At 69.3% G+C, this 12,306-nt stretch carries 11 protein-coding genes; 5 read left to right on the top strand and 6 right to left on the bottom strand.

What is annotated here, in order from left to right; all coding sequences use genetic code 11:
* Positions 1-105 precede the first annotated feature (105 nt).
* The 3 genes from ACLARN_RS08640 to ACLARN_RS08650 all read right to left on the bottom strand — a co-directional run bounded on the left by ACLARN_RS08640 (position 106) and on the right by ACLARN_RS08650 (position 3,279).
* A complete protein-coding gene (locus ACLARN_RS08640; protein ID WP_409490782.1) occupies positions 106-375 on the bottom strand; it encodes a hypothetical protein in 270 nt (89 codons plus the stop codon).
* Positions 376-545: 170 nt separating this feature from the next.
* The gene (gene glpK, locus ACLARN_RS08645) at positions 546-2,498 is read right to left on the bottom strand and encodes a glycerol kinase GlpK (RefSeq protein WP_409490783.1); all 1,953 of its coding nucleotides are present in this window, start codon (positions 2,496-2,498) and stop codon (positions 546-548) included.
* Positions 2,499-2,511: 13 nt separating this feature from the next.
* Positions 2,512-3,279 (bottom strand): IclR family transcriptional regulator, encoded by a 768-nt coding sequence (locus ACLARN_RS08650; RefSeq protein WP_409490784.1) that lies wholly within the window; start codon positions 3,277-3,279, stop codon positions 2,512-2,514.
* 151 nt (positions 3,280-3,430) lie between these two features.
* Between ACLARN_RS08650 and ACLARN_RS08655 the strand changes: the two genes are divergently transcribed.
* The 3 genes from ACLARN_RS08655 to glpD are packed head-to-tail and all read left to right on the top strand — an operon-like array spanning position 3,431 to position 7,481.
* On the top strand, positions 3,431-4,222 hold the full coding sequence (locus ACLARN_RS08655) for an MIP/aquaporin family protein (protein WP_409490785.1): 792 nt from the start codon (positions 3,431-3,433) through the stop codon (positions 4,220-4,222).
* A 20-nt stretch (positions 4,223-4,242) separates the two neighbouring features.
* On the top strand, positions 4,243-5,760 hold the full coding sequence (gene glpK, locus ACLARN_RS08660; RefSeq protein ID WP_409490786.1) for a glycerol kinase GlpK: 1,518 nt from the start codon (positions 4,243-4,245) through the stop codon (positions 5,758-5,760).
* A gap of 5 nt (positions 5,761-5,765) precedes the next feature.
* On the top strand, positions 5,766-7,481 hold the full coding sequence (glpD, locus tag ACLARN_RS08665; protein WP_409490787.1) for a glycerol-3-phosphate dehydrogenase: 1,716 nt from the start codon (positions 5,766-5,768) through the stop codon (positions 7,479-7,481).
* Between the two features lie 93 nt (positions 7,482-7,574).
* Here glpD and ACLARN_RS08670 read toward each other — a convergent pair whose 3' ends face one another.
* Positions 7,575-8,306: an SDR family oxidoreductase gene (locus tag ACLARN_RS08670; protein ID WP_409490788.1), complete on the bottom strand. Its 732-nt coding sequence runs from the start codon at positions 8,304-8,306 to the stop codon at positions 7,575-7,577.
* Positions 8,307-8,421: 115 nt separating this feature from the next.
* Here ACLARN_RS08670 and ACLARN_RS08675 point away from each other — a divergent pair, with 115 nt between their 5' ends.
* The gene (locus ACLARN_RS08675) at positions 8,422-8,898 is read left to right on the top strand and encodes an RrF2 family transcriptional regulator (protein WP_409491013.1); all 477 of its coding nucleotides are present in this window, start codon (positions 8,422-8,424) and stop codon (positions 8,896-8,898) included.
* 292 nt (positions 8,899-9,190) lie between these two features.
* Here the strand turns inward: ACLARN_RS08675 and ACLARN_RS08680 are convergent, their stop codons facing one another.
* Positions 9,191-10,483, bottom strand: a complete 1,293-nt coding sequence (locus ACLARN_RS08680) for an MFS transporter (protein ID WP_409490789.1) — start codon at positions 10,481-10,483, stop codon at positions 9,191-9,193.
* A 67-nt stretch (positions 10,484-10,550) separates the two neighbouring features.
* Here ACLARN_RS08680 and ACLARN_RS08685 point away from each other — a divergent pair, with 67 nt between their 5' ends.
* Positions 10,551-11,501, top strand: coding sequence for an Lrp/AsnC family transcriptional regulator (locus ACLARN_RS08685; protein ID WP_409490790.1), 951 nt, complete (start codon positions 10,551-10,553; stop codon positions 11,499-11,501).
* Here ACLARN_RS08685 and ACLARN_RS08690 read toward each other — a convergent pair.
* Positions 11,491-12,297 carry an NAD(P)H-binding protein gene (locus ACLARN_RS08690; RefSeq protein ID WP_409490791.1) on the bottom strand — a complete coding sequence of 269 codons (807 nt, stop codon included), beginning with the start codon at positions 12,295-12,297 and terminating at the stop codon, positions 11,491-11,493. The two genes, ACLARN_RS08685 and ACLARN_RS08690, sit on opposite strands and share 11 nt — an antisense overlap.
* Positions 12,298-12,306 lie beyond the last annotated feature (9 nt).

A 12,306-nucleotide genomic window follows, 5' to 3' on the forward strand; every position in this document is an offset into this window, starting at 1 on the left:
GGGCTTCCGCAAGTAGTCGACTGGTTGCGGCCCGTTCGGCGATCTCGCGTGACTGGGCGGAGATCTCGCGTGATTGGACGGAGATCTCGCGAGTTACGGCTCTAATCACGTGAGTTCGGAGGAAACGACCGAGGGCAGGGCCCGCAGTCGGTCCAGCAGCGGCTCGACCTCGTCTTCCCCGAGCAGGACGGCGCAGGTCATGGCGCTTTCCCTGACCCCGTCGCGCACGTCGACGGACAGTTCGTGGACGAGGCAGCCGAGTGTGTCGACCAGGGCGGGGATCTGTTCGACACCGCCGACGAAGTAGGTGGCGATCCGGCGGCGGACCATCAGGGACGAGCGGGGAGCGGGAACCTGGAACGTGGTGAGCGACATCGTGGTCTCCAAGAAACGGGACGAATCGGCCAAGAGGGCCAGGTCCCGGGAGATACCCCGTGTCGAGGGGTCGCCGGACTGCGCGCCGGCGACCTGGTTCAGCCGGCGCGCTTGAGTACGAGTCGAGACCAGCGCTGCACGGCGACAGGCTAGCACGACCTACTCGCGGGTCACGAGAGCCGCAGCCGGGGTCCCTGTTCGCGGACGTGCGCGGGGGAGCCGCAGTCCAGATCCAGCTGCCGCTGCCGTTCCGCGACGAAAGCCCGTCCGAGACCCGTGCGGTCCGAAGTGGACATTGTGCGCCGGAGTTCGTTCAGCAACCCGCGCTCTTCCGAACGGATATGCGTGTCGACCGAATTCTCCAGCGACACCAAGGCTTTTTCGAAGTCGTCGGGTTCGAGTACTGCCAGCAACTCGGCTGCTAGGCCGCTCTCTGTCGCATCAGGACGGACGATCCGTTCCGTCGCGGTGACGTGGGCGACCAGCAGCGCCGAAAGTTCCGCGACCAGCGCAGGGCGGTCGGCCTCGTCGTTGCGGAGGTCGCGGAAGAGCTGCTCGATCCGGCGGTGATCGGCCAGGACGACCTCGACCAGATCGGAGCCCGGCGGCGCGGCCGTCGGCCCGGGACGCATCCAGCCGAACGTCAGTTCCACGGCCTGCCGCCACTGCGCGTACTCGCTGTCGCGGCGGGTGGGGTTCATCGACGGCAGCCATTGTCCGGCGCGGTGCCAATTCCTGCGCAGGCCCTCCAGATCCGGCCAGTACCCGACGGACAACCCGGCCGCGTACGCCGCGCCCAGCGACACCGTTTCGGCGACCATCGGGCGGACCACCGGAACGTCGAGCACGTCGGCGACGAACTGCATCAGCAGGTTGTCCGCGGTCATGCCACCGTCCACTTTGAGCGTCGACAGGGCGAGTCCGGAGTCGGCGTTCATCGCGTCGACGACCTCGCGTGTCTGCCAGCCTGTCGCCTCCAGCACGGCACGAGCGAGGTGTCCCTTCGTGATGTACGACGTCAGCCCGGCGATCACGCCGCGCGCCTCGCTGTGCCAGTGCGGCGCGAACAGGCCCGAGAACGCGGGCACGATGTAGCAGCCGCCGTTGTCCTCTACGGTGCGCGCGAGCGTCTCGATCTCGGGCGCGCTGCCGATCAGTTCGAGGCCGTCCCGGAACCATTGCACCAGCGAGCCGGTGACCGCGATCGAGCCTTCCAGCGCGTACACGGCGGGCTCGTCGCCGATCTTGAAGCCGACGGTGGTCAGCATGCCGTGGGCCGAAAGCACCGGCGTCGGACCGGTGTTGAGCAGCAGGAAACTGCCGGTGCCGTACGTGCACTTCGCTTCGCCGGGCGCGAAGCAGGTCTGGCCGAACAACGCCGCCTGCTGATCGCCGAGCGCCGCCGCGATCCGGATCCCGGGCACCACCCGCGACGTCGTCCCGTACACCTCTGTCGACGGCCGGATCTCCGGCAGCATCGCGCGCGGGACGTCGAAGAACTCCAGCAGTTCGTCGTCCCACGACAGCGTCCGCAGGTTCATCAGCATGGTGCGCGAGGCGTTGGTGACGTCGGTGACGTGGACGCCACCCTCCGGACCGCCGGTCAGGTTCCAGATCAGCCAGCTCTCGACCGTCCCGAACAGGACGTCGCCGCGCTCGGCGCGTTCCCGCAGGCCAGGGGTCCTTTCGAGCAGCCACCGGACGCGGGGTGCGGAGAAGTACGTGGCCAGCGGCAGCCCGCACAGTCGCCGGACGCGGTCGGCGCCCGGCTCGCGGGCGAGTTGTTCGAGCATCGCGTCGGTGCGGGTGTCCTGCCAGACGATCGCGCGCCCGACCGGGTTGCCGGTGTGCCGGTCCCACAGCACGGTGGTCTCACGCTGGTTCGCGATGCCGAGGCCGACCACCTGCCCGGCTTCCGCGCCGGCGTCGGCCAGCGCCTGCGGCACGATCCGGGCGACGTTGCGCCAGATCTCCGCCGCGTCGTGCTCGACCCAGCCCGGTCGGGGGAAGTGCTGCTGGTGCTCGCGTTGTGCGACCGAGACGAGCCTGCCGCGCGCGTCGAACAGGATGCACCGTGTCGACGTGGTGCCCTGGTCGATCGACATCACATAGCGCTGGACCACGCGAGCACCTCCATCACCATCGGGACGCGCCGAGATCGCGGGAGACCGCCCGTGCCGCGTCGCGCACGTGGCCGAGCAGCTTCGGGATCGGGCTGCCGTCGGCCTCGCAGATCCGTTCCACCGCGCCGGACACCCCGATCGCACCGACCACGATGCCGCCGTGGCCGCGGATCGGCGCCGCTATCCCGGCCTCACCGGTGATCATCTCGCCGTTCTCACTCGCCCAGCCCGCCTCGCGCACCTTGCCGCAGGCGCGTTTGATCGCGGTCTGGGTGACCAGGGTCCGGCGGGTGTAGGCCTCCGGCCCGCCGGTGCGCAACGATGCCACGAGACCGGTGTCGTAGGCCAGCAGTACTTTCCCGAGCGCGGTCGCGTGCAACGGCAGGAGCGTGCCGACGTCGAGCGTTTGCAGGCTGTCATCCGGCCGGAACACGTGGTGCACCACCAGGACCCGGCCCTCCAGCGGCGAGCCGATCCGGACGGCCTCGCCGCTGCGCGCGGCCAGCGCGTCGGCCCAGTTGATCGCACGCGAGCGGAGTTCGTTGACGTCGAGGTAGCTCGTGCCGAGGTGCAGCAGTGCCGCGCCGAGCTGGTACTTGCCGCTGTCACGATCCTGCTCGACGAACCCCACACCCTGCAAGGTGCGCAGGATCCCGTGCGCGGTTCCTTTGGCCAGTTCGAGGGAATCGGCGATCTCGCCGACCCCGAGACGGCCGGAACCGCGCGCCAGCAACCGCAGGATCGCGGCGGCGCGCTCGATGGACTGGATCGGACCGGGCACGGCACAACCGTAGCCCGACCGGCCCTGATTCGACAATGTCGAACATCGTCTCCGGACGTTCGACAATGCCGACCGGGGTCCGTTGACCCCGGGTTTCCTCGAACTTAACTTCGGCTTCAGCAGGGCAACGGTGTCCTTTGTGGAGGAAGCAATGGTGCGAAACCTCAAGGCTCGCGGACTCGCGGGCGAACTGGCGGCGGAGTTCGTCGGGACGATGATCCTCATCCTGTTCGGCTGCGGGGTGGTGGCCCAAGTCGCAGCCGCGGGTATCGGGGATCACGACAGCATCGCGTGGGCCTGGGGCATCGGCGTCACGCTCGGTATCTACGTGGCTTCGCGGGTCAGTGGGGCACATCTCAACCCCGCCATCACCGTGGCGCTCGCGGTGTTCAAGGGCTTCTCCTGGCGCAAAGTCGCCCCGTACGCCCTCGCGCAGACCGCCGGCGCGTTCCTCGCGGCGATGCTGGTGCGCTGGAACTACACCGAGGTGCTCAACGCGGCCGACCCCGGTCTGACGATCAAGACCCAGGGCGTCTTTTCCACCCTTCCGGGTAACGGAACCCTGCCGGTGGGTGACTGGGGTGCCTTCCGCGACCAGATCATCGGTACCGCCATTCTCGCTCTGGTGATCTTCGCCATCACCGACCTCCGCAACACCTCGCCCGGCGCGAATCTCGCCCCGGTCGTCGTCGGGTTCTCCGTCGTCGCGATCGGCATGGCCTGGGGCACCAACGCCGGTTACGCGATCAACCCCGCCCGCGACTTCGGCCCGCGCCTCGCGTCCTGGCTCACCGGTTACGACACCGCGTTCACCGACCAATACGGCTATCCGTACTGGTGGATCCCGATCGTGGCCCCGATCATCGGCGCGGTCATCGGCGGCGCGATCTACAAGTACTTCATCGAGCGCTATCTGCCCGCCGAGCCCCAGCCCGTCGCCTGAGCCTACGAAGGAGAGAATCCATGCCTGACTACATCGGCGCCGTCGACCAGGGCACCACCAGCACGCGGTTCATGATCTTCGACCACGGCGGCAACGAGATCGCCCGCCATCAGCTGGAGCACGAGCAGATTCTGCCGAAGCCGGGCTGGGTCGAACACGACGCGACCGAGATCTGGGAGCGGACCCGCTCGGTCATCGCCACCGCGCTCAACAAGGCGAACCTCACCACGGCCGACCTCGCCGCGCTCGGCATCACCAACCAGCGCGAGACCACCGTCGTATGGAACCGCCGCACCGGGCGCCCGTACTGCAACGCCATCGTGTGGCAGGACACCCGCACCGACCGGATCGCCTCGGCGCTGGAACGGTCCGGCAAGGGCGACGTCATCCGCCGCAAGGCCGGGCTGCCGCCCGCGACGTACTTCTCCGGCGGCAAGCTTCAGTGGATCCTGGAGAACGTCGACGGCGTCCGCGAAGACGCGGAGAAGGGCGACGCGCTCTTCGGCACCACCGACTCCTGGCTGATCTGGAACCTCACCGGCGGATCCGACGGCGGCGTCCACGTCACGGATCCGACCAACGCGTCGCGCACGATGCTGATGGACCTCGAAACGCTGGAGTGGGACGACGAACTGTTGTCGTTCTTCGACATTCCGACGCAGATGCTGCCGTCGATCCGGCCGTCGTCGAACAACGGCCACTTCGGGACCACCCGCGCGGACGGCCCGCTCGGCGGCGAGGTGGCCATCACCGGGGTGCTGGGCGACCAGCAGGCGGCGACCGTCGGCCAGGTGTGCTTCCGTCCCGGCGAGGCCAAGAACACCTACGGCACCGGCAACTTCCTGTTGCTCAACACCGGCCACGAGGTCGTCCGCTCGAAGCACGGCCTGCTCACCACGCTGGCCTACCAGTTCGGCGACGAGAAGCCGGTGTACGCGCTGGAAGGTTCGATCGCCGTCACCGGTTCCGCCGTGCAGTGGCTGCGCGACCAGCTGGGCATCATCAGCGGAGCCTCGCAGAGCGAAAGCCTCGCCCGGCAGGTCGAGGACAACGGCGGTGTCTACTTCGTACCGGCGTTCTCCGGACTTTTCGCGCCCTACTGGCGTTCCGACGCGCGCGGCGCGATCGTCGGCCTCACCAGGGCGACCACCAACGCGCATCTGGCGCGCGCGACGCTCGAAGCGATCTGCTATCAGACCCGCGACGTCGTCGAGGCCATGCAGAACGACTCGGGCGTCGCGCTCGACGTGTTGCGTGTGGATGGTGGCGTGACCGCGAACGAACTGTGCATGCAGCTCCAGGCCGACATCCTCGGCGTGCCGGTGTCGAAGCCGGTCGTCGCCGAGACCACCGCGCTCGGTGCCGCCTACGCGGCCGGGCTGGCCGTCGGGTTCTGGAAGAACACCGACGAGCTCCTGCAGAACTGGAACGAGGACAAGCGCTGGGCTCCGTCGTGGACGGACGAACAGCGCGCCGAGGGCTACGCGGGCTGGCAGAAGGCCGTCGGCCGCACGCTCGACTGGGTCGAGGTCGAGTGAACCCGATGAAGACAAGGAGAAGCACAGTGACACCCGTACCGCTTTCCCCGGTCTACCGTGCCGAGACGCTGCGCAAGCTGGCTCGTGAAGAGGTCGACGTGCTGGTCGTCGGCGGGGGAGTGACCGGTGCCGGCGTCGCGCTCGACGCGGCGTCGCGCGGGCTCTCCGTCGCGCTCGTCGAGGCCCGTGACTTCGCCGCCGGTACGTCCAGCCGGTCCAGCAAGCTGATCCACGGCGGGCTGCGCTACCTGGAGAACCTGGACTTCAAGCTGGTCCGTGAGGCGCTGAAGGAGCGCAGCCTGTTGTTGCAGACGCTGGCGCCGCATCTGGTCCGGCCGGTGAAGTTCCTGGTGCCGCTCAAGCACCGCGTCTGGGAGCGCGGCTACATCGGCGCCGGTGTCACGCTCTACGACACCCTCGGCGGGGCTCGCGCGCTGCCGCGCCACCGGCACCTGTCCAAGCGCGGCGCCGCGAAGGTGGCGCCCGGGCTGGCCGAAGACGCGCTGATCGGCGCGATCCAGTACTACGACGCCCAGGTCGACGACGCCCGTCACACGATGACGATCGCCCGTACCGCGGCCGAGCAAGGCGCCTCCGTCCTGACCCGAGCCCGGGTCACGTCGCTCATCCGCGACGGCGAACGCGTCGTCGGCGCCAAGGTCGTCGACCGCGAGAGCGGCGCGGAGATCGAGGTCCGGGCGAAGACGGTCGTCGCGGCCACCGGTGTGTGGAGCGACGACATGGCCGAAGCGGCGGGCATCCCCGCGCCGTTCACCGTGCGTGCGTCGAAGGGCATCCACCTGGTGGTGCCGCACGAGAAGATCGACCTGGACACCGGGCTGATCCTGCGCACCGAGAAGAGCGTCCTGTTCGTCATCCCGTGGGGACGGCACTGGATCGTCGGCACCACCGACACCGAATGGGATCTCGACCGCGAGCACCCGGCGGCCAGCCAGGCGGACGTCGACTACGTGCTCGGCCACCTCAACGCCGTCCTGCGCACGCCGCTCACCGCAGACGACATCGAAGGTGTGTACGCCGGGCTTCGGCCGCTGCTGGCCGCGAAGGCGACGTCGACGACGAAGCTGTCGCGGGAGCACGCTGTGGCGCATCCCGTGCCGGGTCTGGTGATCGTGGCCGGTGGCAAGTACACGACCTATCGCGTGATGGCCGCGGACGCGGTCGACGTCGCGGTGGAGGACCTCGGCCGTCCGGCGCCGTCGTCGTGGACCGAACGCCTGCCGATCGTCGGTGCGGCGGGCTACCACGAACTGTGGGGCGCGCGGCATGCGCTCGCCCAGCGCGCCGGGTTGCCGCTCGGCCGGATCGAGCACCTGCTCCAGCGCTACGGCACCGCGACCGAGGACCTTCTCGCGTCCATTGTGGACCTTCCCGAGCTCGGGGAGCCGATTCCGGGAACGGCGGAATACCTCAAGGCGGAAGCCGTGTACGCGGTCTCGCACGAGGGCGCGCTGCATCTGGAGGACGTCCTGACGCGGCGCACCCGGATCTCGATCGAGGAGCGGGACCGCGGGGTGACCGCGGCGCCGGTGGTGGCCGCGTTGATGGCGCCGCTGCTGGGCTGGGACTCGCACCGGCAGCAGCGCGAGGTCACCAACTACCTCGCCCGGGTCGAGGCGGAGCGCTCCGCTCAGGCCCAGCCGGATGACGAAGCGGCGAACGCCAGCCGTCTCGCCGCTCCGGCTCTGTTGCCGAGCTGAGCTGAGCTGAGCTGAAGGGGCCCTTCGCCGCATACCACGCGGCGAAGGGCCCTTTCGTCGCGTCACATGCGGGCATGGTTCCCTTCAGCTCGCCTACTTGAGCCAGTCGAGGTACCGGGTCGCGGCGATGCGGGCGCCGTCCTTCGTGGTGAGGACGTCGCCCTTGACGGCGGAGAACATGCCCGCGGTCTCGTCGACGGTCACCGAACGCGTGTCACCCTTGGCGGACAAGGTGATCCGGCCCAGTTCGTCCAGCGGGTAGACGTCCGGACCGCCGACGTCGAGGGTGCCGCTCAGCGGCTTTCCGGCCGAAACCTCGGAAACGGCGGCGGCGACGTCGGCCGCCGCGATCGGCTGGACCGGCGTGCTGGGTAGCCGGACGGTCGTGTCGTCGGACGTCCAGGACAGGACGGCGCCGACGAATTCCATGAACTGGGTGGCGCGGACGATCGAGTAGGGGACGCCGCTGCTCTTGAGGATGTCCTCCTGCAGCGTCTTCGCCCGGTAGTAGTCGAGTTCGGGGACCTGGTCGACGCCGACGATCGACAGGATCACGAAATGCCCGGTGCCCGCCTTCTTCGCCGCGGCGACGAGGTTGTCCATCGAGGTCTGGAAGAACGCGGGGGAGGCCTCGTCGAAGGTCGGGGAATTGGTCAGGTTGACGACCACGTCGGCGCCGTCGAGCGCGGTGTCCAGACCCTGCCCGGTGAGAAGGTCGACCCCGGTGGACGGCGAATGCGGCACCGCTTCGTGCCCGGCCTCGTTCAGGTTCCGCACGACCTGCGAGCCGATCAGCCCGGTCCCGCCGATGATCGCGAATTTCATGACCCAGTGCCCTTCGTCGGTGGATGTCCGCTAACCCGGACACCTTATGTCCGAGATAATACTCAGACACATTGTGTCCGAGTCAAGAGGGCGGGTTAGAGTCATCCGGGTGAAGATGTCCGGCGGGGTCGAATGGGCCCTGCACTGCTGCGTCGTGCTGACCTCGGTCGACGAACCCGCGCCTGCCGCGCGCCTGGCGCAGCTTCACGACGTCTCCCCGAGCTACCTCGCGAAGCAGCTCCAAGCCCTTTCACGGGCCGATCTCATCCGGTCGGTGCAGGGGAAGGCCGGCGGTTACGTCCTCACTCGGCCGCCTTCGGAGATCACGGTGCTCGACGTCGTCGAGGCCATCGACGGGCCCGGCCCGGCCTTCATCTGCACCGAGATCCGGCAGCGCGGCCCGATGGCGACGCCGCCCGAAGCGTGCACCGCGCCCTGCGCCATCAGCCGCGCGATGGCCAACGCCGAGACACAGTGGCGAGCGGCGTTGCGCGCGGTCTCCATCGCGGATCTGGCCGACGACGTCAGGGGCGACTACGGTCCCGGCGCGCTCGCCGGAATCGGTGCCTGGTTCAAGGCCGCCGACGGCTAGCCGCCGGGTCACCTGCTCCGCTGTGCCCGGTCCGGGTTCCCCAATGTCGCATTTGAGTCGCTGAGCGTCTCACATGCGGCATTGGGAACATCGGCGGCTGAGAGACCACGCGACTCGCCGCTCACGATCTGCCGCCCCGGTCGGCCACTCGATGTGGCTGGTAAGCGTGTGAGGTATCACCCAGGGTGAGGGGTGTGTGGATTTCGGGTCATCTGAGAGCCCCAAAATCCACACAGTCGGCGTCCTGGAGTGGACGTCGCGCAGGGCCACTGACCACCCGCACCCGTCCCCTTCAGCTCCGGGTCTTGGGCCGCATCAGCGCGGTGGCCCCCATGGTCGCGACCACCAACGCCGCCGCCAGCGAGAACGCCCGCATAGGCGAGTGCCCGTGCAGGAAGACGGTGCCGAACACCGCGATACCCAGCGTCCCGCCCAATTGCTGCACCGCGTTCAGCAGGCCCGCCGCGGATCCGGTCTCATGTGGACGGACGCCCGCCAGTGCCGTGGTGAAGAACGGCACCGTGAACAGTCCCAGGCCGAGCCCGCCGATCCCGAGCGCGGGAAGCAGCGGGCCCGCCATCGCCAGCAGGATTCCCGCGAGCAACAGCGTCAGCCCGGCGAAGGCGACGCGCAGTCCGTAACGGGGCACGAGCCATCCGCCCGCCACCCACGACGACACCGCAAGCCCGCCCGACCACGGCAGCAGCGTCAGCCCGGACGCGAGAACCCCGCGTCCCTCGTCGAGTTGCTGGTGCAGGACGACCACGAGCATCAGCCCGTTCATCACCGCGAAGAACAGGGTCGACGCCACCAGCGCCGCGGGGAAACCGCGGTGGTCGAACAAGCTCGGCTCGATCAGCGGATGCCGTCGTTTCCGCTGGTGGAATCCGAACGCCACCAACACGGCGGCACCGCCGGTGAAGAGACCCCAGTTCCACTTGTCGATCAGCGGGTACACCAGCAGTCCGACGCCGAGTGAGGCGAGCACGGTGCCCGGCACGTCCAGCCGGACCGGCCGCGTGGCACGGTCTTCCGGCAGCAGCCGCCCGGCCAGCAGCACCGCGATCGAGATCGGCACGTTCACCAGGAACGCCGCCCGCCAGGAAACCAGATCCGTCAGCAGGGCGCCGAGCAGCGGCCCGCTCACCGCGGACAGCCCCACCACCGGCCCGTTCCAGCCGAGTGCCGCCGCCAGCGCCGGGCCGGTGAACATGGCCTTGATCAACCCGATGGTCTGGGGGATCACCAGCGCCGCCGCCATACCCTGCACCGCTCGCGCGCCGATCAGCACGCCGGTGTCCGGCGCGAGCGCGCAGCACAGCGACGCGAGGGCGAACACGGCGACCCCGGACCGGAACACGCGGCGGCGGCCCAGCAGGTCGCCGAGCCTGCCGCCGGTGATCAGGAGTACCGCGAACGGGAGCGTGTACGCGGCACTGAACCACTGGATGCCGGAAGCGGAGCCGCCCAGATCGGCGTGGATCGCCGGACCGGCGACCTGGGTGATCGTCGCGTCCAGCACGTTCATCGCCTCGGCCGCGAGCAGGACGGCGAGGGGAACCGGACTTGTCTTCGTTACTTGCATGGTCGGGATCGTGCGGCGAAGATGAGTTCTATTCCATGAAACCCGCCTCGGATGGACGAAATATTCCATGCTCGACGAAATCGACCGCGCTCTGATCCACGCCCTGCATATCGACGCCCGTGCGCCGTTCAGCCGGATCGGCGAGGTGCTCGGCGTCTCCACCCAGACCGTCGCCCGTCGCTACCAACGGCTTCGCGCCGACGCGGGGTTGCGAGTGGTGGGTCTGCCCGATCCCGACCGGGCAGGCCTGACGCAGTGGCTGGTGCGGCTCACCGCGCAGCCCGCCACCGCGCGGACGCTGGCTCGTTCGCTGGCCAGACGGGCGGACACGTCCTGGGTCAAGCTGACCTCGGGCGGCACGGAGATCGTGACGATCGCGCATACGCCGAGACATTCGCCGAGTGCCATGTTGCTGCACGACATCCCGCGCACCGCGAGCGTCACCGCGGTCTCCGCGCATTTCATCCTGCACACCTATCTCGGCGGGCCGACCGCGTGGCACGGCAGGGTCGCCGCGCTGACCGACGAGCAGCAGGAAGCGTTGCGGCCGCCGGAAACCGTCGCCGAGGACGAGCCGCTGACCTCGGCGGATCACGCGCTGATCGCCGCACTCCGGCACGATGGCCGCACGGGCATCGCGGACCTCGCCGCCGCGGCGAACCTGGCACCGGCCACCGCGGCCCGCCGCTTGGCGAGCCTTCGCGAGCGGGGTGCGCTGTTCTTCGACGTCGAGATCAGCGCTGCCCTGTACGGCGTGACCACCCAGGCGTTCCTGTGGATAGCCGTCCCGCCGGCGGACCTCGACGAGGTGGCGACGACGCTGGCCACTCACGAGGAGTTGGCCGTCGTCGTCGCCACGACTGGCCCCACGAACCTGGCCGCGCAGGCGTTGTGCCCGGATCCCGCCGCACTACACCGCTATCTCACGCACCGGCTCGGCGCACTGCGCGCGATCCACACGGTGCACACCGCGCCGGTGCTGGAAATCGTGAAGGCGGTCGGACCGCTCACGCGGTGAACCGGTCGGCGTGCTCGCTCACCCACTGCGCGAAGGTGCGGGCGGGGCGCCCGGTGACCTGCTCGACGGTGCCGACCACAGTCCTCGCCTCCACCGGCGGATCGGAATGCCAGCCGACGACGTATTCGGCGTCCGCCACCGAGACGCCGTCGGCCAGCAGCCGGTCGATCGCCTGCTGCCGGGTGATCTGGTCGAGATCGAGGTCTCGGCCGAGGGCGGCGCCGAGGATCGCGATCCGTTCGCGGGTGGTCAGCGCTTCCGGGCCGGTCAGGTTGTAGACCTTGCCGGAGTGCCCGTCCTCGACGAGCGCGGTGGCGGCGACGGCACCGATGTCACCCTCGTGCACCACCGCGCTGGGGAGGTCGAACGGCTCGCGGACCACGCCGTCGGCGCGGATGGAGTCGATCCAGGTCAGGGCGTTGGACATGAACTCCTGCGGCTCCAGTCGCGTCCATTCCACGCCGGACTCGGCCATGGCCTGCTCCGTCGGCCCGACGTAGCCGCCCCAGACGATGGTCATCCGGCGCACGCCCGCGTCGACGGCGCGTTTGACCAGTTCCGCGCCGACGTCGGCGAGTCCGGCGGTGACGGTGATGTGCAGCCGGGTGACGCCCTCGAAGGCTTCGGTCAGCGTTTCCGGCGCGGTGTGCGTGCCTTCCACCAGTTCGACCTCCGACGGAAGCCGGGCTCCCGCTGGATTCCTGGTGAGTGCCCGGACGCGTTCCCCGCGACGGACGAGTTCGGCCACCACGTGGCGGCCGGTGTTGCCGGTAGCCCCTGTTACCAAGACGGTCATCGTTGTTCC

The organism is Amycolatopsis sp. cmx-11-12 (assembly GCF_046269425.1).
Taxonomy (GTDB): Bacteria; Actinomycetota; Actinomycetes; order Mycobacteriales; family Pseudonocardiaceae; genus Amycolatopsis.